This window comes from Limnohabitans sp. Rim8, assembly GCF_945869175.1.
Taxonomy (GTDB): Bacteria; Pseudomonadota; Gammaproteobacteria; order Burkholderiales; family Burkholderiaceae_C; genus Limnohabitans_A.
This window is the reverse complement of the sequence record NZ_CAMBNZ010000010.1, coordinates 1-21,873: the sequence shown is the minus strand read 5'-3', so window position 1 is coordinate 21,873 and position 21,873 is coordinate 1. Positions and strand designations below refer to the sequence as shown.

General features: G+C 60.6%; 19 protein-coding genes. 7 read left to right on the top strand and 12 right to left on the bottom strand.

Features of this window, described 5'->3' with window-relative positions:
- Positions 1 to 52 precede the first annotated feature (52 nt).
- Entirely contained in the window at positions 53 to 1,471 is a 1,419-nt protein-coding gene (pntB, locus tag Q0O19_RS02985) for a Re/Si-specific NAD(P)(+) transhydrogenase subunit beta (RefSeq protein ID WP_295519937.1), read from the bottom strand.
- A 57-nt stretch (positions 1,472 to 1,528) separates the two neighbouring features.
- Positions 1,529 to 3,130: a Re/Si-specific NAD(P)(+) transhydrogenase subunit alpha gene (locus Q0O19_RS02980; RefSeq protein ID WP_295519935.1), complete on the bottom strand. Its 1,602-nt coding sequence runs from the start codon at positions 3,128 to 3,130 to the stop codon at positions 1,529 to 1,531.
- 93 nt (positions 3,131 to 3,223) lie between these two features.
- On the opposite strand from Q0O19_RS02980, the gene Q0O19_RS02975 reads away from it, so the two are divergent.
- Complete coding sequence (locus Q0O19_RS02975; RefSeq protein WP_295519934.1) at positions 3,224 to 3,718, top strand: NUDIX hydrolase; 495 nt, start codon at positions 3,224 to 3,226, stop codon at positions 3,716 to 3,718.
- A gap of 59 nt (positions 3,719 to 3,777) precedes the next feature.
- Here Q0O19_RS02975 and Q0O19_RS02970 read toward each other — a convergent pair whose 3' ends face one another.
- Positions 3,778 to 4,506 carry a lytic transglycosylase domain-containing protein gene (locus Q0O19_RS02970; protein WP_295519932.1) on the bottom strand — a complete coding sequence of 243 codons (729 nt, stop codon included), beginning with the start codon at positions 4,504 to 4,506 and terminating at the stop codon, positions 3,778 to 3,780.
- A gap of 74 nt (positions 4,507 to 4,580) precedes the next feature.
- Between Q0O19_RS02970 and mnmA the strand changes: the two genes are divergently transcribed.
- Entirely contained in the window at positions 4,581 to 5,753 is a 1,173-nt protein-coding gene (gene mnmA / locus Q0O19_RS02965; RefSeq protein WP_295519930.1) for a tRNA 2-thiouridine(34) synthase MnmA, read from the top strand.
- Between the two features lies 1 nt (position 5,754).
- Here the strand turns inward: mnmA and tcuB are convergent, their stop codons facing one another.
- From tcuB to ssb, 6 genes are all read right to left on the bottom strand, one after another.
- A complete protein-coding gene (tcuB, locus tag Q0O19_RS02960; RefSeq protein ID WP_295519929.1) occupies positions 5,755 to 6,921 on the bottom strand; it encodes a tricarballylate utilization 4Fe-4S protein TcuB in 1,167 nt (388 codons plus the stop codon).
- Complete coding sequence (gene tcuA / locus Q0O19_RS02955) at positions 6,908 to 8,350, bottom strand: FAD-dependent tricarballylate dehydrogenase TcuA (protein ID WP_295519927.1); 1,443 nt, start codon at positions 8,348 to 8,350, stop codon at positions 6,908 to 6,910. The genes tcuB and tcuA overlap by 14 nt, the downstream gene beginning before the upstream one ends.
- Positions 8,351 to 8,374: 24 nt before the next feature.
- Positions 8,375 to 9,367, bottom strand: coding sequence for a tripartite tricarboxylate transporter substrate binding protein (locus Q0O19_RS02950; protein WP_295519925.1), 993 nt, complete (start codon positions 9,365 to 9,367; stop codon positions 8,375 to 8,377).
- A gap of 51 nt (positions 9,368 to 9,418) precedes the next feature.
- Positions 9,419 to 10,174 (bottom strand): SDR family oxidoreductase, encoded by a 756-nt coding sequence (locus Q0O19_RS02945; protein WP_295519923.1) that lies wholly within the window; start codon positions 10,172 to 10,174, stop codon positions 9,419 to 9,421.
- A gap of 116 nt (positions 10,175 to 10,290) precedes the next feature.
- Positions 10,291 to 11,250, bottom strand: coding sequence for a LysR substrate-binding domain-containing protein (locus Q0O19_RS02940; RefSeq protein WP_295519921.1), 960 nt, complete (start codon positions 11,248 to 11,250; stop codon positions 10,291 to 10,293).
- Between the two features lie 102 nt (positions 11,251 to 11,352).
- A complete protein-coding gene (gene ssb, locus Q0O19_RS02935) occupies positions 11,353 to 11,856 on the bottom strand; it encodes a single-stranded DNA-binding protein (RefSeq protein WP_295519919.1) in 504 nt (167 codons plus the stop codon).
- Positions 11,857 to 12,174: 318 nt separating this feature from the next.
- On the opposite strand from ssb, the gene uvrA reads away from it, so the two are divergent.
- The gene (gene uvrA, locus Q0O19_RS02930) at positions 12,175 to 15,090 is read left to right on the top strand and encodes an excinuclease ABC subunit UvrA (protein WP_295519974.1); all 2,916 of its coding nucleotides are present in this window, start codon (positions 12,175 to 12,177) and stop codon (positions 15,088 to 15,090) included.
- 55 nt (positions 15,091 to 15,145) lie between these two features.
- Positions 15,146 to 15,544 (top strand): glutaredoxin, encoded by a 399-nt coding sequence (locus Q0O19_RS02925; protein ID WP_295519917.1) that lies wholly within the window; start codon positions 15,146 to 15,148, stop codon positions 15,542 to 15,544.
- 24 nt (positions 15,545 to 15,568) lie between these two features.
- On the opposite strand, the gene Q0O19_RS02920 is transcribed toward Q0O19_RS02925, so the two are convergent.
- Positions 15,569 to 15,976 (bottom strand): PaaI family thioesterase, encoded by a 408-nt coding sequence (locus Q0O19_RS02920; RefSeq protein WP_295519915.1) that lies wholly within the window; start codon positions 15,974 to 15,976, stop codon positions 15,569 to 15,571.
- A 192-nt stretch (positions 15,977 to 16,168) separates the two neighbouring features.
- Between Q0O19_RS02920 and Q0O19_RS02915 the strand changes: the two genes are divergently transcribed.
- Both Q0O19_RS02915 and Q0O19_RS02910 read left to right on the top strand, forming a co-directional pair.
- Positions 16,169 to 17,344: a serine hydrolase gene (locus tag Q0O19_RS02915; protein ID WP_295519913.1), complete on the top strand. Its 1,176-nt coding sequence runs from the start codon at positions 16,169 to 16,171 to the stop codon at positions 17,342 to 17,344.
- A gap of 27 nt (positions 17,345 to 17,371) precedes the next feature.
- Positions 17,372 to 18,991, top strand: coding sequence for a long-chain-fatty-acid--CoA ligase (locus tag Q0O19_RS02910; protein WP_295519911.1), 1,620 nt, complete (start codon positions 17,372 to 17,374; stop codon positions 18,989 to 18,991).
- Here Q0O19_RS02910 and Q0O19_RS02905 read toward each other — a convergent pair whose 3' ends face one another.
- Positions 18,992 to 19,612, bottom strand: a complete 621-nt coding sequence (locus tag Q0O19_RS02905) for a glutathione S-transferase family protein (RefSeq protein ID WP_295519909.1) — start codon at positions 19,610 to 19,612, stop codon at positions 18,992 to 18,994. It abuts the gene before it with no gap.
- A gap of 218 nt (positions 19,613 to 19,830) precedes the next feature.
- Between Q0O19_RS02905 and Q0O19_RS02900 the strand changes: the two genes are divergently transcribed.
- Positions 19,831 to 21,015, top strand: coding sequence for an acyl-CoA dehydrogenase family protein (locus Q0O19_RS02900; RefSeq protein WP_295519908.1), 1,185 nt, complete (start codon positions 19,831 to 19,833; stop codon positions 21,013 to 21,015).
- Between the two features lie 12 nt (positions 21,016 to 21,027).
- On the opposite strand, the gene pyrF is transcribed toward Q0O19_RS02900, so the two are convergent.
- Entirely contained in the window at positions 21,028 to 21,870 is an 843-nt protein-coding gene (gene pyrF, locus Q0O19_RS02895) for an orotidine-5'-phosphate decarboxylase (protein ID WP_295519972.1), read from the bottom strand.
- Between the last annotated feature and the right edge of the window lie 3 nt (positions 21,871 to 21,873).

The window sequence follows — 21,873 nt, the reverse complement described above, 5'->3', positions numbered from 1 at the left end:
AAAAGGGAGTGAACAATGTTCACCCCCTCGTTTTTACCGATGCGCGGATGTCTTAGGACTTCAGGGCCATCAGCACCTCGTCGAGCATCTTTTTGGCATCGCCAAACAACATGCGGTTGTTGTCTTTGTAAAAGAGCGGGTTGTCCACACCGGCATAGCCGCTGGCCATGGAGCGCTTCATCACGATGCTGGTGCGGGCCTTCCAGACTTCGAGCACCGGCATGCCGGCAATCGGGCTGGTCGGGTCGTCTTGCGCGGCCGGGTTCACGATGTCGTTGGCACCGATGACGATGGCCACGTCGGTGTCCGGGAAGTCGTCGTTGAGTTCATCCATTTCGAACACGATGTCGTAAGGGACTTTGGCTTCGGCCAGCAACACGTTCATGTGGCCAGGCATGCGGCCGGCAACGGGGTGGATGCCAAAGCGCACGTTCACGCCTTTTTCGCGCAGGTGCTTGGTGATTTCAAACACCGTGTGTTGGGCCTGCGCCACCGCCATGCCGTAACCGGGCACCACGATCACGTTCTTGGCCTCGCGCAGCATCTCGGCTGTTTCGGCAGCCAAAATGGGGTTGACCTCGCCCACCGGTTCAGCCGCATCACCTGCAGCCTTGGGCGCAGCAGCGGTGGTGCCAAAGCCGCCAGCGATCACGCTGATGAAACTGCGGTTCATGGCATTGCACATGATGTAAGACAAGATGGCACCGCTGGAGCCGACCAAGGCCCCGATCACGATCAGCAAATCGTTGCTCAGCATGAAGCCGGTGGCCGCGGCGGCCCAGCCGGAATAGCTGTTGAGCATGGACACCACCACCGGCATGTCGGCGCCGCCAATGGCCATGACCATGTGGATACCAAACAGCAAAGCGATGGCGGTCATGATGACCAAGGGCAGCATGCCTTCTTGCACCGTATGGGCATTCATGAACTCACGGCCAAAGTAAATCACCGCAATCAAACCCGCCAAGTTGAGCCAGTGGCGAGCGGGCAACAACAAAGGGCTGCCGCCGATGCGGCCAGACAACTTCCCAAATGCCGCCACCGAGCCGGAAAAAGTCACAGCACCAATGAAGATGCCGATGTAAATTTCACCTGCGTGGATGGCATGCGCTGCGCTGTCCAGATTTTTGGCGGCTTCAGGGTCCACATACGTGGCATAACCCACCAGCGCCGCCGCCATGCCGACCATGCTGTGCATGAGTGCCACCAGCTCGGGCATTTGGGTCATCTGCACTTTGCGCGCCGCATACAGGCCAATGATCGCGCCCAACAGCATGGCGCCCAAAATCATGGGGATGCCCTCGGTTGTAACTTGCGGGCCAAACACCGTGGCCAGCACGGCCAAGCTCATGCCGATCATGCCGTAGAAGTTGCCGCGGCGTGCGGTTTCCTGGTTGGACAAACCGCCCAGGCTGAGGATGAAGAGAATGGTTGCGCCAATGTAGGCGACCGTTGAAAGGCTAGAGGTCATGAAGGTCTCTTTTCTCAATCAGCTGGGGACAGAGCTGAAGATCTGTCCCCAAAATCATTATTTTCGGAACATGGCCAGCATGCGCTGGGTCACGGCGAAGCCGCCAAACATGTTGATGGCGGTGAGCACCAAAGCCAAAGCAGCCAAGATGGCGATCAGTGTGTTGGGACGCCCAGCCGCAGCCAGGGGCGATATCTGCACCAAAGCGCCAATGGCGATGATGGAGCTGATGGCGTTGGTCACGCTCATTAACGGGGTGTGCAGCGCAGGCTTGACGTTCCAGACCACCATGTAGCCCACAAAACAGGCCAACACAAACACCGTGAAGTGCGACAGGAAAGCAGCCGGCGCATAGGCACCCACCAGCACCAGCAACACAGCGGCCACGGCCGAAACGGTGAGCAATTGGCCCAAAGGCATGGGTCCTGAGGGCTCTCCATGGCCGTGGCCTTTTTTGGCTGCAGGCGCAGCAGCGGGCTTAGGCGCAGGCTTGGGCGCAGCGACCAAAGGCGGCGCAGGCCAGGTGATTTCGCCGTTTTTGATCACGGTCAGACCCCGGATGGCGTCGTCTTGCATGTTGACGTTGATCACGCCATCTTTGGTCTTGCACAGTTCCTCGGTCAAACGGAACAGGTTGGTGCCATACAAGGTGGAAGACTGGCGTGCCATGCGCGAGGCCAAGTCGGTGAAGCCCACGATGGTCACGCCGTGCTTGACCACCGACTGGCCCGGCTCGGTCAGTTCGCAGTTACCGCCTTGCTCGGCGGCCATGTCCACGATCACGCTGCCTGGCTTCATGCTCTTGACCATCTCGGCGGTGATCAGTTTGGGGGCGGGTTTGCCGGGAATCAACGCGGTGGTGATGATGATGTCGCATTCTTTGGCTTGTTTGGCGTACATCTCGCGCTGTGCGGCCTGAAAGCCTTCGCTCATGACCTTGGCGTAACCGCCGCCGCCCGAGCCTTCTTCTTCATAGTCCACTTTGACGAATTCACCGCCGAGCGACACGACCTGGTCGGCCACTTCGGCACGGGTGTCGTTGGCGCGCACAATGGCGCCCAAACTGGCAGCCGCGCCAATCGCGGCCAAACCGGCCACACCGGCACCAGCGATAAACACTTTGGCTGGGGGCACTTTGCCTGCGGCCGTGATCTGGCCGTTGAAGAAACGGCCAAAGGCATTGGCCGATTCGACCACAGCGCGGTAACCGCTCACACCGGCCATCGAGGTCAGCGCGTCCATTTTCTGGGCGCGGCTGAGTGTGCGGGGCAGGGCGTCGATCGACAGGGCTGTGACCTTTTTGGCCGCGAGCTGTTGCATCAAATCGGGGTTTTGGGCGGGCCACAAAAAGCCGATCAGCGTCTGGCCTTCGTGCATCAAGGCCACTTCTTCGGTCGTTGGCGCGCGCACCTTGAAGACGATGTCGCAGCCGCTCCAAAGGGCCGCTGCGCTGGGCGCAATCGTGGCGCCGGCTTCGACATAAGCCGCATCCGAGAGGTCGGCCAGCTCGCCCGCACCTTGCTCCACCACCACGGCAAAGCCAAGTTTGACCAGTTTGGTCACCGCATCGGGGACCGTGGCCACCCGTTTTTCGCCCATGAAAATCTCTTTGGGCACGCCAATGCGCTGAGGCGTGGCGGCGGTATCGCCTGATTGCATGTTTGTCTCCTCGCTCAATCCATCAAAAATAACCAATCCTCCAGCTTAACCGATGTCAAGGTTTTTCTGGCAAGAACATCGATAATCACCAGCATGGACACACGCTGGAAACCCAATGTCACGGTCGCCGCCATCATTGAAAAAGAGGGCCGATACCTGTTGATCGAAGAACACACCCCAGAAGGCTTGCGCCTGAACAACCCGGCCGGTCATCTGGACCCGGGTGAATCGCCTGCTGAGGGCTGTGCCCGTGAAGCCCTGGAAGAAACAGCCCATCCTTTCAGGCCTACAGCGTTAGTGGGTATTTACTTGTCGCGCTTTCAGCGCCCCACCACTGGCGAGGACATCACCTACCTGCGCATGGCCTTTTGCGGCGATATCGGGGCCTTGCAAGCCCACCTGAAGCTCGACCACGGCATTGTGCGCACCCTCTGGATGACCCCTGACGAAGTGCGTGCCAGTGCCGACCAACACCGCAGCCCCTTGGTTTTGCGTTGTATGGAAGACCACTTGGCTGGACAACGCTTTCCACTGACCGTGATCCACACCGACCCGGCTGTCGCCCATTTGCCACCCTTACAGGCCTGAACGCCTTATCAAGGAGTGAAGCCCCGTTCATTCTGACGGTGACCACCGCTTTTGCGCCTTCAAGGTAAAACCGGTTTGTTCCCGGCGGCCACCCCATCCAATTGCGCCTGCTCGGCCAACACTTTGGCCACGTAACCGCCATCTTGTGTCAGGGCATAACCCCCCAAATAGAATTTGAGGCCCTCTTCCACTGAGCCCCCTCTTATCTTGACGGCATCGGCGAGCACGGCCACACCCACGCGCACATTGGCAATCGGATCGAAGGCGGCGAGGCGTCCACCATATGCTTCGTAGCGTTTGGCATGGATCTCGGTCACCACCTGCATCAGGCCTTGGGCCCCGGCTTGACTTTGCACATAGGGGTGAAAGTTCGACTCAATGGCGATCACCGCCAAGATGAAATGGGGGGCCAACTTGGTTTTTTTCGATAAAGCATAGGACTCGGCCACCAAAGCGGCCAAAGGCTCTGGGGCCACTTTGTATTTGCGGGCCAGCCACTCGGCCACCGCAGCCTGGGGCTTGGGCAGATCTTGCAAACGCATGGCGGTGGCACGCTCTGTCGTGTCTTGGGGCAGCCAGGACAGCAGCACTTGGCGATCGCGCAACCAATTGACAACCGCCCCTTCTGCCGAATGCAGCCATTGCGGATGGAGCCACAAGGCCAGCACCAATGCGAGCGCGGTCAAACCCACCATGGCCAATCCACTGTGGGTGATGATGAACATCCCCTGCGCGACATCGCGCAGGAAAGTTCTGCCGTAATGGCACCAAGTGCAGTTTTGATTCATTGATGTGGATCCATTGGGCATTATAAATTTGCACCCCTGTCGGGCCATCCAAGCCATCGCGGGATAATGGTGCCATGTCCCATTCCACCCGTGTGGTCGTCGGTTTGTCCGGCGGCGTCGACTCCGCTGTCACTGCCCATTTGCTCAAACAACAGGGCCATGACGTCGTGGGCATCTTCATGAAAAATTGGGAAGACGACGACGACAGCGAATACTGCGCGTCCAACATCGACTTTGTGGATGCTGCTGCCGTAGCGGATGTGCTGGGTATCGAGATCGAGCATGTCAATTTTGCAGCCGATTACAAAGATCGGGTTTTTTCGGAGTTTGTGCGCGAGTACCAAGCAGGGCGCACGCCCAACCCGGACATCCTGTGCAACGCCGAGATCAAATTCAAGTCATTCCTGGACCACGCCATGCGCTTGGGGGCTGAAAAAATCGCCACCGGCCATTACGCGCGGGTACGGCTCAATACAACGACAGGTCGCCACGAGCTGCTCAAGGGTCTGGACCCCAGCAAAGACCAAAGCTACTTTTTGCACCGCCTGAACCAGGCGCAGTTGTCCAACACACTGTTTCCGGTGGGTGAACTGAACAAGACCGAGGTGCGCCGCATCGCCGAAGAGATTGGCCTGCCCAACGCCCGGAAAAAAGACTCGACCGGCATCTGCTTCATTGGGGAGCGGCCCTTCCGCGAGTTTTTGAACCGCTACATCAGCAAAGAACCCGGCCCCATCAAAGACCCATCAGGGCGCACCATTGGCCAGCATGTGGGCCTGAGCTTTTACACCCTGGGCCAGCGCCAGGGCCTGGGCATTGGCGGCCTCAAGGCCAAAGGCGCAGACATGAAAGCCTTGCAAGCACGCGGTTTGCGGGGCGCGGGCGAACACACCCCTTGGTTTGTGGCCCGCAAAGACATTCCCAACAACACCTTGTGGGTGGTGCAAGGCCATGAACACCCCTGGCTGCTGTCACCCCAATTGCAAGCCACCGATGTGAGCTGGTGCACCGGCGAGGCCCCGGCGCCGGGCGCTTATGCCGCCAAGACCCGCTACCGTCAAACCGATGCAGCCTGCGACCTGCAAGCGCTGGGCATGCCCGATGGGTCAAGGGGCTTTGAGCTGTCATTCAGCGATCCCCAATGGGCGGTCACGCCTGGCCAAAGCGCCGTGCTGTACGACGGTGAGGTGTGTTTGGGCGGCGGCGTGATCCAGTCGGCCAGCGCCTGCCCACAGACCACCGGCTGAATTACTCCCCGCCCAGCCCCAGTCGGTTGGGTTGGCGCTTTTCGATGGCAAAGCGCAGCAAAGACGCTGTGCGGAAAACACCGTGCGCAAACTTGCCATAGGGCAACGTCAGGAACAAGGCCATCACCGCGCCCAAATGCACCGCCAACATCAAAGGCATGGCCGCGGTTTGACCCATCAACCACAATAGCAAACCCGTCACACTGACCAAGAAGAGCAAGGCAATGAACCCGCGGTCCATGGGCTTTTGCGCCGCATCGCCGTGGTCCGGGTGACGGCGCAGGTTCAAACGCCACAAACCAGCCGTGCCCAGCGTCAAGCTCACCCCACCGATCACGCCCAGCAGCTTGGGCAAACTGGTCAAATCGTAAGGCGCGGGCCAATCCAGCACATAGTGGTACAGCGTGGCCACGCTGGTGGCCGCAAAGCACAACATGAAGCCATAAAACGTCAGGTGGTGGTAGCGCTTGCGGGCATGCGTCCAGGCGTCGTCCTCGTTGTGGCAGCCTTCGCCGTGTCCACCGTCCAGGTACTTCAGGCGCAAAGCGGCATTTGTGGCTTCGGCCGCAGCGGGTGTGGTCAAACCGGCCCCGCTGGTGGCGGGTGTCACATCACGCCAAAAACGCATCACCCCCATCGCCAGCGCCAGCACGGCAAACAAAAAGATGGGCGCAAACAAGCTGACCATCAAATTGTGCGGAAACACCGCATAAAAACCACCTGCCACTGGGGTTGACCACAGCGTGCCTTGGCGCAACATGGCCAGGGCCAAAAACAAGGCCAACCCAAACGCCAAGGCCACCGACAGGGTCAGGCCGTTGCGTTGGTACAAGCTGCCCAATGCGGGTGGCCAAGCGTAGTCTGCATAGGTCTGCCCCCGCACCTGGGCCATCGCCTTGGGCACGTTAATGGCGAAATCGTGCGGGGGTGCGTACTGGCAGGCATGCAGGCAAGCGCCGCAGTTGTGGCAGAGATTGGCCATGTAATGGATGTCGGCCTTGCCAAACTCCAGCCGCCGCGTCATGGCCGGGAACACTGCACAGAAACCCTCGCAGTAGCGGCAGCCGTTGCAAATTTGCATTTGGCGGGCCACTTCGGCTTCGGGCGCGGTCATCTCGCCACGCGCCAAAGCACGGGCATCCTGGGTCAGGGCTTCAAGCGTTTGCATGCGAAGCTCCTTCCTTCTGGGCCATGACCGCTTTGGCCGCCTGCTCGCCCGCGATGCGGCCAAAGGCCGTGCCAATCGTCATGCCCACCCCGGCGGTGTAGCCCTTGCCCAGCACGTTGCCCGCCATCATTTCGCCCGCCACAAACAGGTTGGGGCTGGGTTGGTTGTTGAATCGCACAGCGGTGGTCTCATCGGTTTTCAATCCCAAATAGGTGAAGGTCACGCCAGGCCTGACGGCGTAAGCGTAATAAGGCGCAATGTCCAGCGGCCGGGCCCAGTGGGTTTTGACGGGTGTGACCCCTTCGGTGTGGCAGTCGTCCAGCGCCGTGTGGTCAAACTTGCCTTCGCGGCAAGCCGCGTTGTAATCGTTCAGGGTTTGCATGAAGGTCGCTTCATCCAAGCCCAGCTTGCGGGCCAACTCGGGCAGGCTGTCCGCCATCGTGCCTTCAAACACGGGCGGCATGAATCGGCCCACGGCCTTGGCATCGATGATGGAATACGCCACCTGCCCGGGCTGCTGCGCCACCAAACGGCCCCAAATCGCGTAGCGTTTGGGCCAGAAGTCTTCGCCCTCGTCGTAAAAACGGCGCCCCTCGCGGTTGACCACCACGCCCAGGGACACGCAATCGATGCGGGTGCAAATGCCACCGTCGTACAAGGGCGCGCGGGCATCGATGGCCACCATGTGCGCCTGCGTCGGGTCGCCAATGCGGTCAGCCCCCTGCTCCAGCATGTGTTTGAGCAAGACGCCCTGGTTGTAACGCGTGCCCCGAATCAGGAATTGATCGGCCGGGTATTCGCCCCGCTCGTTTTGGCCCCAGGCCTCGCGCAGCCATTCGCGGTTGGATTCAAAGCCCCCCGCCGCCATCACGCAGGCACGGGCCTCGATGCGTTCGCGCCGAACGCTGCCATCGGCCTGCTTGTGCATGACCGATGCGGCCACAAAGCGGCCCTCGTCCAATTCGACGGTATCCACCTCGGCGTTGTAGTGGATCTGCACGCCCAATTTTTCGGCACTGCGGTAAAAAGCATTGACCAAGGCCTTGCCCCCGCCCATGAAAAACGCGTTGGTGCGGGCCGTGTGCAAAGCCCCAGACAAAGACGGCTGAAAACGCACGCCATGCTTGACCATCCAGGGCCTGCACGTCGCCGAGTGGCGAATGGCTAGACGGGCCAAATGCTCGTCGGTCAAACCACCGGTGACCTTGAGCAGGTCTTGCCAGAACTCTTCCTCCGGGTAGGCATCGACTAACACGTCTTGCGGCGCGTCGTGCATGCAGCGCAAATTGCGCGTGTGGCCCGAATTGCCACCGCGCCATTCACGCGGTGCCGACTCCAGCAGCATCACGCTGGCCCCCGCTTCGCGGGCCATCAAGGCCGCGCACAGGGCCGCGTTGCCGCCGCCAATCACCAAAACATCCAAGCCCATGCCCACTCCAATACCCGTGAAAATTCAATCCGGCTTGATGCCCGCACGTTTGACGATGTCGCTCCAGATGCGCTGCTCGTTCTTGATGAAGGCCGCATAGTCGCTGGAAGGACCGCCCCCGCCCACCGCGTTGTCGGTGGCAAAACGCTCCGTCACGGCACTCGACTTGAGGGCTTTGAGCGACTCTTCTTGCAAGCGCTTGACGATCTCCGGCGGTGTGCCTGCGGGCACATGGATCCCATACCACTGCGAGGTTTCGAATTCTTTGAAACCCAGTTCGGCCACGGTCGGCACATTGGGCATGGCCGCGATGCGCTGCTGGGTACCCACCGCAATGGGACGCAATTTACCGCTTCGGATGTGTGCACCCAAGGCCGGCATGCCTGCAGAGGAGGCTTGCGTGCGGCCAGCCAGCAAATCGGTCAATTGCGGGCCCGTGCCACGGTAAGGAATGTGGGTGATGTACATGCCCGTGACCAGCTTGAGGTACTCCATGGCCAGATGACCTGCGCTGGCATTGCCCGCAGAGCCGTAATTGAGTTGCCCCGGATGGGCTTTGGCATAAGCCACAAACTCTTTGAAGTTTTTGGCCGGCAAGTCCGGGTGGATGACAAACACGTTGGGCACCTTGGCCAACAAGGTCACGGGCACGAAATCCTTGTTCACATCGTAAGGCTGGTTTTTGAGCATGTAAGGGTTCACAGCCAGCGTCCCCACATGCGTGAGGATCATGGTGTAACCGTCGGGTGCAGCTTTGGCCACGTCTTGCATGGCACTCACACCAGCACCACCGGGTTTGTTTTCGACGTAAACGCTTTGTCCAAGTTGCTTCGTCAACTCGGCAGCCACTGAACGGGCCACGATTTCACTGGTCCCTCCCGGAGCAAACGGCACGACGAAACGAATCGCCTTGCTGGGCCATGGCGCGCTCTGGGACTGAGCCAAAGAAGGCCATGTGCAAAAGGCCAAGGCTGACAAACATACACTGAGGACCCAGCGGCGAGGAGGATGGTTCATGGGTGTCTCCGTTTTATTCAACCATTGGAATTTGCCAGACACAGTGTGCCTTCAAAATTGGTACTTGCGCAGGCCACCATCGACCGGAATGACCGCGCCCGTGATGTAACTGGCCAAAGGCGAAGCCAAAAAAGTCACCAGATTGGCCATGTCTTCAGGCTCACCATAACGGCCCATCGGGATTTCGTTATCGCACTGCCACTGGCGGTATTCAGGGGTGTAGTTGCGAAAAATTTGCTCGGAATGGATGCGTCCAGGCGGCACACAGTTGACCGTGACACCATGCTTACCCACCATGCGCGACAGGCCCTTCGCCCAACTGTGTAGGCCGGCTTTGGCACAAAACGCACCATTGGTGTGCTCGGGCTCGCTCTTGCCAGTGATGTTGATGATGCGGCCCCATTTGCGCGCAATCATCTGGTCCATCAAAGCGTCGGCCACTTGACGTGGGCGGTGAAAGTTCAATGTCATGGCCTCTTGCCAGGCTTCTTCGCTGACATGCAAGTCCTTGAAACTGCGCGAGCCTCCGGCGTTGTTGACCAAAATGTCGACGCTGCCCAAACCGGCCAATGCGGCTTCTGACAAGCGCTTGGCCGCGTCTTCGGCATACAGGTCCGACTCGATGATCACCGGGGCATGACCGCCTGCGGCCACGATCTCAGCGGCCAATTCCTGAAGTTTGTCCACACGCCGCGCCGACACCGCCACCCGCACACCTTCAGCGGCCAGGGCTTTGGCAATGCCCCGGCCAATGCCAACGCTGGCACCCGTGACCAAGGCGGTTTTGTGTTGGAGTTGCAAGTCCATGGTGTGTCCCCTTCTTGTTTGTAAAAAACCGACTTTAGAGACATAGCTAAGGATTGTGCAGGCCCTTCAGGGCATGGGGCCATCACTTTTTGTGATACCCAAAGCCAAACCCTCGTCTATCTCGTTGAGCTGATGGACGAACCCCGCCAAGCGCCGCCTTGCACCAACGATCGGGCGCAATCGGCCAAAACCACGCGGGTGGCCAATGCGGCCGGCGACAGCTCTTCGTCGGACAACCCACACAGCAAGTTCACACGCTGCACTTGGTGGTCGGTGATGCGGGCCATGTACAAATGGTCACGCTCTGGGCCCAAGCGGGACACGGCTGCCCAAGGCTGCAAAGTGCCGCCCAAACCCGACCTGACCGCATCCATCAGCATGGTCAAGGAGTCGATCTCCAGCATGACTTGCGGCGTGACCTTGGCACGGGCAAAAGCCGAATTGAGGGTGCTGCGCAAGCCATGCGGCCCGGTAGGCAAAATCAGAGGCTCTTGAGCCAAGTCGGCCATGCACAAGCTCTGCGGTGCCTTGGACGAACGCGTCGATCGCGCTGCGATCAGGAAAATATCTTCTTCGATCAATGGCCAAACGCTCCAGCGGCGCGCGGTTTGCAGGTGTTGACTGTCGCGGATGGGCGAGTCAAACAAGACCGCCAAATCCAGCTGCCGCGCATTGAGCATGCCCGACAAATGGCCCGACATGCTTTCCACCATGTGCAGGCGCACATCCGGGTAGCGTTCACGCATGGCTTGCATCAAGGGCAAGCCCAACACTGCGGCGGTCGTGGGGGCCAAGCCCACACTGACAGAGCCGATCAGGCGGGCCTGCTGGGCCGAGCGCACAGCCTGCTCGGCGTGTCTCAAGGTCAGCTGGGCTTCCCGAAAAAAGGCCACGCCTGCTTCTGTGGGCGTGACGCCTTGGGGGGTGCGCTGCAAAAGACGCGTCGACAATTCACCCTCCAAGCGCGTGATTTGTTGGCTCAGTGCCGACTGCACCAAATCCAATTCCAGCGCTGCGCGGCTGATGCTGCCCACCTCCACCACTTTCACAAAATAGCGCAGCTGTCGTAGTTCCATAAGTTCAGTTCACCCGCAAGTTGAGGTTAGCCGGGGTGGTGCAACGGGTTTGCTATAAGCCACGCCAGTGCAGCGGGACTGCGTGGCGTTATGGCCTGGTCTTTAGAACGGGATGTCGTCGTCCATGTCGTCGAAGCTGCTGGCCGCAGGCTTGGGCGCTGGCGCTGATGGGCGTTGTGCAGGGGCTGTAGCAGGCCGCGCCGGCGCTGGACGAGGCGCATAAGCACCACCACCGCCGCCGCCGCCGTCTTCGGAAGGTCCGCCCATGCCTTGTCGGCTGCCCAGCATTTGCATGCTGTCGGCGCGGATGTCGGTGGCGTATTTCTCAACGCCGTTTTTGTCGGTGTATTTGCGGGTGCGCAGGCTGCCTTCGACATACACCTGGCTGCCCTTGCGCAGGTACTGGCCCGCAATTTCGGCCAGCTTGGCAAAAAAGCTGATGCTGTGCCACTCGGTGGCCTCTTTCATCTCACCGGTTTGCTTGTCTTTGTAGCGGTCGGTGGTGGCCACGCGGATGCTGGTGACGGCATCGCCTGATGGCAAATAACGGGTTTCGGGATCGGCACCCAGGTTGCCGACGATGATGACTTTGTTGACGGATGCCATGAAAACTCCTCAATGTTGTGCGAATTATGGGGCCAATCCGACCCCCAGCAAGCCCAGGCCGAGTGTCATCCCGGCACCCCAGCCCACCCGCTCAAGCTCACCACCCCAGCCCGGAGTTTGCATGGACCCAAGCCTTCGGCACCCAAGCCAACAGAGCCCCTGCGCCTTCCCGCCCACAACGATTTTTGCCAGCGGCATCAAGCCCAAGCCGGATTCTCCCTGATTGGTCTGGCGCAAGTGCAAAAACAGCGTTGACAGGGATAATCGAAGGTTTTGCTGACTTGGCCGCCCACCGTGAAACTTGTTGACTCCTCACTTTTGCCCGAAGAACCCGATGCAGCGCGGTATTTGGCGTCGGCGCTCAGGCAAACCCACATCAGCGTGCGGGGGGCGCGCACGCACAACCTCAAAAACATCGACCTCGACATTCCGCGCAACCAGCTGGTCGTGATCACCGGCTTGTCGGGCTCGGGCAAGTCGAGCCTGGCCTTTGACACGCTGTACGCCGAGGGTCAGCGCCGCTATGTGGAAAGCCTGTCGGCTTATGCGCGGCAATTTTTACAACTGATGGACAAGCCCGATGTGGACCTGATCGAGGGCCTGTCGCCTGCGATTTCCATAGAACAAAAGGCCACCAGCCACAACCCGCGCTCCACCGTGGGCACGGTGACCGAGATCCACGACTACCTGCGCCTGCTGTTTGCCAGGGCAGGCACCCCCTACTGCCCAGACCACCAACTGCCACTGCAAGCGCAGAGCGTGAGCCAGATGGTGGACGCCGTGTTGGCCCTGCCCGAAGACACCAAGCTGATGGTCCTTGCGCCGATTGCGCGAGAGAAAAAAGGCGAGTTTGAAAAAGTCTTCGAACAGATGCAGGCGCTGGGCTATGTGCGCTTTCGCATCAATGGTCAGATTCATGAAGTGGAAGACCTGCCGTCGCTCAAAAAAACCGAGAAACACAACATCGACGTGGTAGTGGACCGCATCAAGGTTCGTTCTGAAGAGGACGCCAAGGCAAGAGACGCCCTGCGCCAGCGCCTGGCCGAAAGCTTTGAAGCCGCGCTGCACCTGGCCGAGCATCGCGCCGTGGCGCTGGAGATGGACACGGGAAAAGAACACCTGTTCAATGCCAAGTTCTCTTGTCCGGTGTGCACCTATTCCATCAGCGAATTGGAACCCAGGCTTTTTTCGTTCAACTCGCCCATGGGCGCTTGCCCCACTTGCGACGGCATCGGCACCATGGCGTTTTTTGACCCGGATCGGGTGGTGGCCTTCCCCTCGCTCAGCCTGGCCAGCGGTGCCATCAAGGGCTGGGACCGGCGCAATGGCTTTTACTTCAGCATGCTGGAAAGCCTGGCCAAGCATTACCAGTTCGACATCGAAACGCCTTTTGAAAAACTCGCGCCCGCGCACCAACAGGTGCTGCTGCATGGCTCGGGGCTGGAAGAGATCAAGTTCAGCTACGTGATGGAGTCCGGTGCCTCGCAGGGCAAGAAGATCAGCAAAAAGCACCCGTTTGAGGGGATCATCCCCAACATGACACGTCGCTACCGCGAGACCGACTCGGCCGTGGTGCGCGAAGACCTGGCACGCTACCGCAACATGCAAGCCTGTTCCGATTGCCAAGGCACCCGCCTCAAGCGCGAGGCTCGCCATGTCCGAATTGGTGAAGGCGCGCAAGCCCGCGCCATTTACGAGATCAGCCACATCACACTGGGCGAGTCGCAGCAGTATTTTCAGGGGCTGAAAATGCACGGCGCCAAGGCCGAAATTGCCGACAAGGTGGTGCGTGAAATTGCCTTGCGGCTGAAGTTCCTGAACGATGTGGGCCTCAATTACCTGAGCCTGGACCGCAGCGCCGACACCCTCTCGGGTGGCGAGTCCCAACGCATCCGCCTGGCCAGCCAAATTGGTTCTGGGCTCACGGGCGTGATGTACGTGCTGGACGAGCCGAGCATCGGCTTGCACCAGCGCGACAACGACCGCCTGATCGGCACACTGCAGCACCTGCGGGACATCGGCAACAGTGTGTTGGTGGTCGAGCACGACGAAGACATGATCCGCGTGGCCGACCACGTCATCGACATGGGGCCCGGCGCGGGCGTGCACGGCGGGCGCGTGATGGCGCAAGGCACTTGCGCCGACATTCTGGCCGCACCCGATTCGGTCACCGGCCAGTACATGTCGGGCCGAAAAAAAATCGAAATTCCCAAGCGGCACCAAGCGGGCAAGGATTGCATCGAGATCATCGGTGCCAGCGGCAACAACCTGAAAAACGTGCATGTGAAGTTTCCCGTAGGCTTGCTCACCTGCGTGACCGGCGTCTCTGGCTCCGGCAAATCGACCTTGGTCAATGACACGCTGTACACCGCCGCCGCGCACCAAATCCACCGCGCCCAGGGCGATGCCGCAACGCACGAAGAAATCAATGGCCTGGAACACTTCGACAAAGTCATCAACGTGGACCAGTCGCCCATTGGACGCACACCGCGCAGCAACCCCGCGACCTACACCGGCCTTTTCACGCACATCCGCGAACTGATGGCCGAGGTGCCTGCGGCTCGCGAACGCGGTTATGGCCCAGGGCGCTTTTCCTTCAACGTGAGTGCATCGTCTGGCGGAGGCCGCTGCGAAGCCTGCCAAGGCGACGGCATGGTGAAAGTGGAGATGCACTTTTTGCCCGACGTGTACGTCCCTTGCGACGTCTGCCACGGCATGCGCTACAACCGCGAAACGCTCGAAGTCCAATTCAAAGGCCAGAACATCGCGCAAATTTTGAACATGACGGTGGAAGCCGCGCACCAGTTCTTTAGCGCCGTGCCCAACATTGCCCGCAAGTTGCAGACGCTGCTCGACGTGGGCCTGACCTACATTCGCTTAGGCCAAAGCGCCACCACCTTGTCGGGTGGCGAAGCGCAACGTGTCAAGCTCGCACTCGAACTGTCCAAGCGCGACACCGGCCGCACGCTCTACATCTTGGACGAGCCCACCACCGGCCTGCACTTTGCCGACATCGACCTGCTGCTCAAAGTGCTGCACCAGTTGCGCGACGCGGGCAACACCATCGTCATCATCGAACACAACCTCGACGTGATCAAAACCGCCGACTGGTTGATCGACATGGGCCCCGAAGGCGGCGCTGGCGGTGGCACCGTGCTGGGCGAAGGCACGCCGGAGCAATTGGCCAAGAACAAGGCCAGCTTCACGGGCCATTATTTGGCGCGTTTGCTTTGAGGGCCCTGCGCCATCGCCCGCTTCATTCATCACTTTTTTGAGAATTCAAACCGCCATGAAAACCGTCATCCGTGCCTTCTTCCGAACCCTGCGCGTCGTGCTGGGCCCCGTCATGCTGCTCAAAGAGCGCCTGAGCCAGCCCACCGGCGTGGTGCGCGAAGCTGCGGCGCAAGCCAACGTGAACCAGCAGTGCCAAAGCCTGGCGCTGTACCAATTCAGCACCTGCCCTTTTTGCATCAAAGTGCGCCAGGAAATGCGACGCCTGTCGCTGCCCATTGAAAAACGCGACGCGCAGCACCATGCAGCAAACCGAAATGAATTGCAAGAAGGCAGTGGCGCGAGCAAGGTACCGTGCCTGAAGATCACCGAAGCCCATGGCCAAACCCGTTGGCTGCAAGACTCGGACGCGATCGTGGCGTATTTGCGCCAGCGCTTTGCAGCGCCTCAAGCTTGAGGGCCATTTGCCCGGCTGAACCGGTCACACGGCGATCACCGTGAGCAAGGTCTGACCGTTGGCCACCAACTTTTCACCCTCTGCATCCACCGCAAACAAATCACAGCTGGTGAACACCTGTGCTTTGCCGGGCTTGACCACACGCGCCCGAGCGATGAACTTGTGGCCCACCGCGGGGCGCAAACAATTGACCGAAAAGTTGGCGGCCAGCAAATTCGGCCCCGCCACGGTACCGGCTGCAAAGCCGCACGCGGTGTCGATGAGTGAGCCGATCAGGCCCGCATGCAAGTAGCCCGAATACTGCCCCACCTCGGCACGCCAAGGCATCTGAATTTCCACAAAGCCGGGTTCGGCCACTGTCACCTCGATGCCGCACCAGCGGTTGAATTCGGCCATGGCGTTGATTTTTTTCAGCATCTCCAATGGGCTCATGGTTTTCTCCTGGTTTGGGTTTGGGACCACCCGCTGTGGTCCATCCATTTTTGACGAAGTGTTTGTTGCTTGTTCATGAGCTGGTCGTGGCTTTTGACACATGAGCGACAAGCCCAATCGGCTGCTGCGCCGCAGGTGATACCCCACCCCACAAGGCTGGTGTACAAAACACCCTTCAACCGGAGCCCCCCGATGACCATGCACACCGCCTTGCCCCACGCCAACCCAGTAGATGTGGGCCTGTGTCCCGAGCGCACGCAGCGCCTGATGGACGTGCTGCGCCGCGAAGTGGCCAGCGGCCGACTGCCCGGCGCGGTGGCCATGATCGCCCGGCGCGGGAAAATCGGCTTGTTCGAGGCCGTGGGCCAGCAGGACCCCAGCACCGGTGCGCCGATGAAAACCGACAGCATCTTCCGCATTTACTCCATGACCAAGCCGGTCGTGTCGGTGGCGGTGATGATGTTGGTCGAGCGTGGGCAGTTGCTCTTGAACGACCCGGTCAGCCGTTGGCTGCCCGAGTACGCCAAGCAACAGGTAGCCACGGCCCAAGGTCTGCAGCCTGTGCGGCAAGAAGCCACGGTGCAAGACCTGCTGCGCCACACGGCGGGGCTGACCTATGAGTTTTTGGGTGATTCGCCCGTGCAACGCCAATACCGTGAAGTGAAAATCGACTCACGCGAGCGCAGCAATGCCACGTTTTCTCAAACGCTGGCGGCACTGCCCTTGCAATTCCAGCCCGGCAGCATGTGGGCCTACAGCCGCGCCACCGATGTGTTGGGGCGGCTGGTCGAGGTGGTCAGTGGACAAGGCTTGGGCGCATTTTTGCAGGCGGAGATTTTCGGCCCATTGGGCATGGTCGATACCGGCTTTGCCGTGCCACCCGAGCAACACCACCGCATTGCCGAGCCCTTTGCGCACGACCCCGACGGTGGTGTGCCCATGAAAGTTCTGGAGCCGCGCCAAGTGCCCGCCATGGAGGGCGGCGGCGGTGGCCTCATGTCCACCGCCATGGACTACACCCGCTTTTTGCATTGCCTGCGCAACCGGGGTGCGCTCGATGGCGTGCGCCTGCTCGGCCCCCACACGGTGGACTACATGACGGCCGACCACCTGGGCGGCACACCGTCCGACGGCACCTTGCTGCCACCCGGCCATGGCTTTGGCCTCGGTTTTGCAGTACGCACCCACTTGGGGCTGTCGCCTGTGCCCGGCTCGGTGGGCTTGTATTACTGGGGCGGCATCGCAGGCACCACGTTTTTTGTGGACCCAGCGCTCGACATGCATGCCATGTTGATGGTTCAGGCACCCAACCAAAGAGATTACTATCGGCCCTTGTTCCGCGACTTGGTGTACGCGGCCTTGTTGTAAACATTTCAAACCACTGAAGACAAAACCATGACCACATCCGGCCTCATGATGAACCGTCCGCTGCTCATTTCGGGCATCCTCGAACACGGCGCTGCGCAATTTGGCGACCAGGAAATCGTCTCACGCGAGACGCACGGCCCGCTGCACCGCACCACTTACGCCGAAACCGCCCAACGCGCTCGCCAGTTGGCCAACGCTTTGGCACACATGGGCCTCAACGCGGGCAGCGCGGTCGGCTCCATCGCCTGGAATAACCACCGCCATCTGGAAGCGTATTACGCGGTTTCGGGCAGCGGCATGGTCATGCACACCTGCAACCCGCGCCTGCACCCGCAGCAGCTGATCTATGTGATCAACCACGCCGAAGACGAGGTGGTGCTGTTTGACGCCACCTTTGCACCGCTGGTCAAAGGCATTGCCGCGCATTGCCCCAAGGTGCGCGCTTGGGTGTGCCTGGCCGATGCGGCCAACACGCCCGCCATCGACGGAGTGAGCGTGATGAATTACGAAAGCCTGATCACCGGCCACAGCGACACCCTCCACTGGCCCGAGTTGGACGATCAGACCGGCGCTGCGCTGTGCTACACCTCGGGCACCACGGGCAACCCCAAGGGCGTTTTGTACACGCACCGCGCCATCGTGCTGGACGCCACCACCGCCTGCATGCCCGATGTGCTCGGCCTCTCCACCCAAGAGACCATCTTGCCCGTCGTGCCCATGTTCCACGTCAACGCCTGGTGCATCCCCTATGCCGCGTTGGTGGCGGGCACCAAGCTGGTCTTGCCTGGCCCCAAACTCGACGGCCCCAGCCTGTTTGAATTGATGGAGACCGAACAGGTCACCATCAGCGCGGGCGTGCCCACCATCTGGATGGGGCTGATCCAACACGTCGAGCAAAACAACTTGCGCTTTGCCCACATGAAGCGCACCTGCGTGGGTGGCTCGGCCATGCCCATGGCGCTGATCGCCAAGTTCATGGACAACTACGGCGTGGAAGTGCGCCACGGCTGGGGCATGACCGAGACCACCGCCGTGGCCACCATGAGCAACCTGAGCCGTGCTGATCGCTTGCGCCCCGCTGCCGAGCAACACGCCATCGTGGCCAAGCAGGGCAAAACCGTCTCGGGCATCGAGATCAAGATCGTCGATGAACACGGCGTCACCTTGCCCCGTGACGGCAGCTCACAAGGCGAGTTGATGGTGCGTGGCCAGTGGATCATCGAGCGCTATTTCAAGGCCGACACAACCGCCTTGGTGGACGGTTGGTTCCCCACAGGTGACATCGCCACCATCGACGCGCACGGCATCATGCAAATACGCGACCGCACCAAGGACGTGATCAAAACCGGCGGCGAATGGATCAGCTCGATCGATCTGGAAAACGCCGCCATCGGTCACCCGGCTGTGGCCATGGCCGCGGTGATTGGCGTCAAGCACCCCAAATGGGACGAACGGCCCCTGCTGTTCATCGTGCGCAAGCCGGGCCAGAGCCTCGAGAAGCAGGAAATCCTCGATTTCCTGGTCACACAAGTGGCCAAGTGGTGGGTGCCCGACGATGTGGTCTTCCTCGAATCGTTGCCCGTGGGCGGTACCGGCAAGGTGCAAAAGAACGACCTGCGCAAAGATTACGGCGGCGTGTTCAGCTGATCACACCTTGGCGCTGGACCGCTCGTTCATGCGGTCGCGCCAAGCCTGCAAGGCGGGCATGCCTTCGTCACCGGGCACGAACTTCATCAGGCCTCGGGCAAACTCCAACGCACAAAACGCGGTGATGTCGGCGATGGTGAAACGCTCCCCCGCGATCCAGGGCTGGCTTTGCAGGCGCTGGTCAAACCCCCTTGCCACTTCACGCACTTTCTCGGCTTGGGAGCGACCGAACTCCGGGAACTGCGGTTTTTCCAAAGCCGCCAATCCCGGGTGGCCGTGGCGGATCGCGTTGGCAATGCCGCCCAGCAAATACAGCTCCACCTGCCGGTCGGCCATCTCGATGAAACCGCGCTCGTCACCATCTACGCCCATCAGGTTGGGCTCAGGAAATCGGCCTTCCAACAAGGTGCAGATCGCCCGGGTTTCGGTGATCACGCGGCCGTCGTCCAGCTCCAGCGCGGGCACTTTGGCCAGCGGGCTTTTGGCCAGGTATTCGGGCTTGCGGTGTTCACCACCGTTGAGGTCGAGGTTGACCATCTCGATGCCCGTGATGTTTTTTTCGACCAAAAACATCAGCACCCGGCGGGGGCTGGGGGCGCGGTGGGCGGTGTAAAGCTTCATGGCTTGTCCTTTGTTCAGCGCAATCAATGCACAGTCTCTCCAGCATTGTGTGCAGACTAGCACCGACCCGAAAACGTGCATGCCACGCAGATGACAGGTGTGCAACGCACCACCCTCCCAGACACCCATGCGACAAGCAGTCACTGGCAGGACAGCACGGCACAGATCCAAGCCTTCCAATCAACACAACTTGATAAAAACATCCCAAAAGCCTGACCATGAATTTCGACATCCCACCGGACATTGCTGCGCTGCGTGAGCGCACGCGCCAGTTCATCGCCGAGCAAATCATCCCGCTGGAAGGCGACCCACGCCATGGCCCACACGGCCCCTCCCAAGCTTTGCGCGAAGAACTGGTGTCTCGCGCACGCGCTGCAGGCTTGCTCACGCCGCACGCCTCCGTGGAGATGGGTGGCCTGGGCCTGAGCCACATCGCCAAAGCGGTGGTGTTTGAAGAAGCCGGTTACTCCAACTTGGGGCCCACCGCACTCAACATCCACGCACCCGACGAAGGCAACATCCACCTGATGGAAGAAGTGGCCACATCGGCTCAAAAAGAGCGCTGGCTGCGCCCTCAAGTGCAGGGCCTCACCCGCTCATGCTTTGCCATGACAGAACCTGCTCCAGGCGCAGGGGCCGACCCGTCCATGCTCCAAACCACCGCGGTACGCGACGGGGACGGTTACCTGATCAGCGGCATCAAATGGTTCATCACAGGCGCCGAAGGGGCGGATTACGCCATCGTCATGGCCCGCATGGAAGACGGCACAGCCACCATGTTTTTGACCGACATGGACAAACCGGGCATTCGGCTTGAGCGCAGCATGGAGGCGATGGACAACTGCTTCACGGGCGGCCACGGCGTGCTGCACCTGAACAATTTGCGTGTGCCCGCCAGCGATGTGCTGGGCGAAGTGGGACAGGGCTTTCGCTATGCCCAAGTGCGCTTGGCACCGGCTCGCCTGACGCACTGCATGCGCTGGCTCGGGCAGGCGCGCCGTGCACACGACATCGCGCTCGACTACGCCAGCCGCCGCCAGGCGTTTGGCAAACCCTTGGCCGAACACGAAGGCGTGGGCTTCATGTTGGCCGACAACGACATCGACCTGCACACCGCCCGCCTGCACATCTGGCACACCGCTTGGCTGCTCGACCAAGGCCAAAAGGGCGGCTTTGAGTCAAGCCGGGCCAAGGTGGCCTGCTCCGAAGCCGAGTGGCGCGTGGTGGACCGCTGCGTGCAAATTCTGGGGGGTCAAGGCGTGACCGCAGAGACCCCCGTGATGCGCATCTTCATGGACATGCGGGCTTTCCGCGTTTATGACGGCCCCAGCGAAGTGCACCGCTGGAGCATGGCGCGCAAGTTGGTTTACAAGGCGCAGCAGTCAAAAACGGCTCAAACATAAAGCTGCTTGGCTTTATGTCTTGGCCGCTTCCAACGTCGCCCGCGTCTGCATCGCCACTTGACGAGCGGCTTGTTCGAAGTCGTCGGCGCTCGACGCATAAAGCACCGCACGCGATGAGTTGACGATGACAGAGCCAGCACTGCTTCCATCGGCATTCGCCCGCCAGCCGGCCTTGACGGTGGCCACCGCGTCGCCGCCTTGTGCGCCCACACCGGGGATCAGCAGAGGCAATGTCGGGGCGAGTTCTCGCACGCGTTCGATTTCTGCCGGGTACGTCGCACCCACCACCAAACCGAGTTGACCGTTCAGGTTCCAAGGGCCTTGCGCCAATTGGGCAATGTGTTCGTACAAGCGGGGCTGGCCTTGCACCGAGGCCAGGCGCTGGTTTTGCAGATCGTCACCACCGGGGTTGGAGGTGCGGCACAGCAAGAATGCACCTTTGCCGTGGTACTTCAAATACGGCGCCACCGAGTCCCAGCCCATGAAGGGCGAGAGGGTCACGGCGTCGGCACCATAGCGCTCGAAGGCTTCTTTGGCGTACTGTTCAGCGGTGCTGCCAATGTCGCCCCGCTTGGCATCCAAAATGATGGGGACATGCGGGGCCACACGGCGCATGTGTTCCATCAGGCGTTCGAGTTGGCCTTCGGCACGGTGCGCGGCAAAGTAGGCGATTTGGGGCTTGAAGCTGCTGACCAGGTCGGCTGTGGCGTCCACGATGGCGGCGCAAAAGTCGTAAATTTTGTTGGCATCGCCCTTGTAGCGCTCAGGAAACTTGGTGGGTTCGGGGTCCAGGCCCACGCAAAGCATGGAGCCGTTTTGGCGCTCGGCGGCGCGCAGCATGTCGAGGAAGGTCATGGC

Bases quoted from the DNA above. Each gene is read 5' to 3' on its own strand.
- Q0O19_RS02910 (WP_295519911.1), top strand. From the start codon at position 17,372: ATGACCACATCCGGCCTCATGATGAACCGTCCGCTGCTCATTTCGGGC.
- pntB (WP_295519937.1), bottom strand. From the start codon at position 1,471: ATGACCTCTAGCCTTTCAACGGTCGCCTACATTGGCGCAACCATTCTC.
- Q0O19_RS02900 (WP_295519908.1), top strand. From the start codon at position 19,831: ATGAATTTCGACATCCCACCGGACATTGCTGCGCTGCGTGAGCGCACG.
- Q0O19_RS02920 (WP_295519915.1), bottom strand. From the start codon at position 15,976: ATGAGCCCATTGGAGATGCTGAAAAAAATCAACGCCATGGCCGAATTC.
- Q0O19_RS02970 (WP_295519932.1), bottom strand. From the start codon at position 4,506: ATGAATCAAAACTGCACTTGGTGCCATTACGGCAGAACTTTCCTGCGC.
- tcuB (WP_295519929.1), bottom strand. From the start codon at position 6,921: ATGCAAACGCTTGAAGCCCTGACCCAGGATGCCCGTGCTTTGGCGCGT.
- ssb (WP_295519919.1), bottom strand. From the start codon at position 11,856: ATGGCATCCGTCAACAAAGTCATCATCGTCGGCAACCTGGGTGCCGAT.
- tcuA (WP_295519927.1), bottom strand. From the start codon at position 8,350: ATGGGCTTGGATGTTTTGGTGATTGGCGGCGGCAACGCGGCCCTGTGC.
- Q0O19_RS02925 (WP_295519917.1), top strand. From the start codon at position 15,146: ATGAAAACCGTCATCCGTGCCTTCTTCCGAACCCTGCGCGTCGTGCTG.
- Q0O19_RS02980 (WP_295519935.1), bottom strand. From the start codon at position 3,130: ATGCAATCAGGCGATACCGCCGCCACGCCTCAGCGCATTGGCGTGCCC.
- mnmA (WP_295519930.1), top strand. From the start codon at position 4,581: ATGTCCCATTCCACCCGTGTGGTCGTCGGTTTGTCCGGCGGCGTCGAC.
- Q0O19_RS02975 (WP_295519934.1), top strand. From the start codon at position 3,224: ATGGACACACGCTGGAAACCCAATGTCACGGTCGCCGCCATCATTGAA.
- Q0O19_RS02950 (WP_295519925.1), bottom strand. From the start codon at position 9,367: ATGAACCATCCTCCTCGCCGCTGGGTCCTCAGTGTATGTTTGTCAGCC.
- Q0O19_RS02940 (WP_295519921.1), bottom strand. From the start codon at position 11,250: ATGGAACTACGACAGCTGCGCTATTTTGTGAAAGTGGTGGAGGTGGGC.
- Q0O19_RS02945 (WP_295519923.1), bottom strand. From the start codon at position 10,174: ATGGACTTGCAACTCCAACACAAAACCGCCTTGGTCACGGGTGCCAGC.
- Q0O19_RS02905 (WP_295519909.1), bottom strand. From the start codon at position 19,612: ATGAAGCTTTACACCGCCCACCGCGCCCCCAGCCCCCGCCGGGTGCTG.
- pyrF (WP_295519972.1), bottom strand. From the start codon at position 21,870: ATGACCTTCCTCGACATGCTGCGCGCCGCCGAGCGCCAAAACGGCTCC.
- Q0O19_RS02915 (WP_295519913.1), top strand. From the start codon at position 16,169: ATGACCATGCACACCGCCTTGCCCCACGCCAACCCAGTAGATGTGGGC.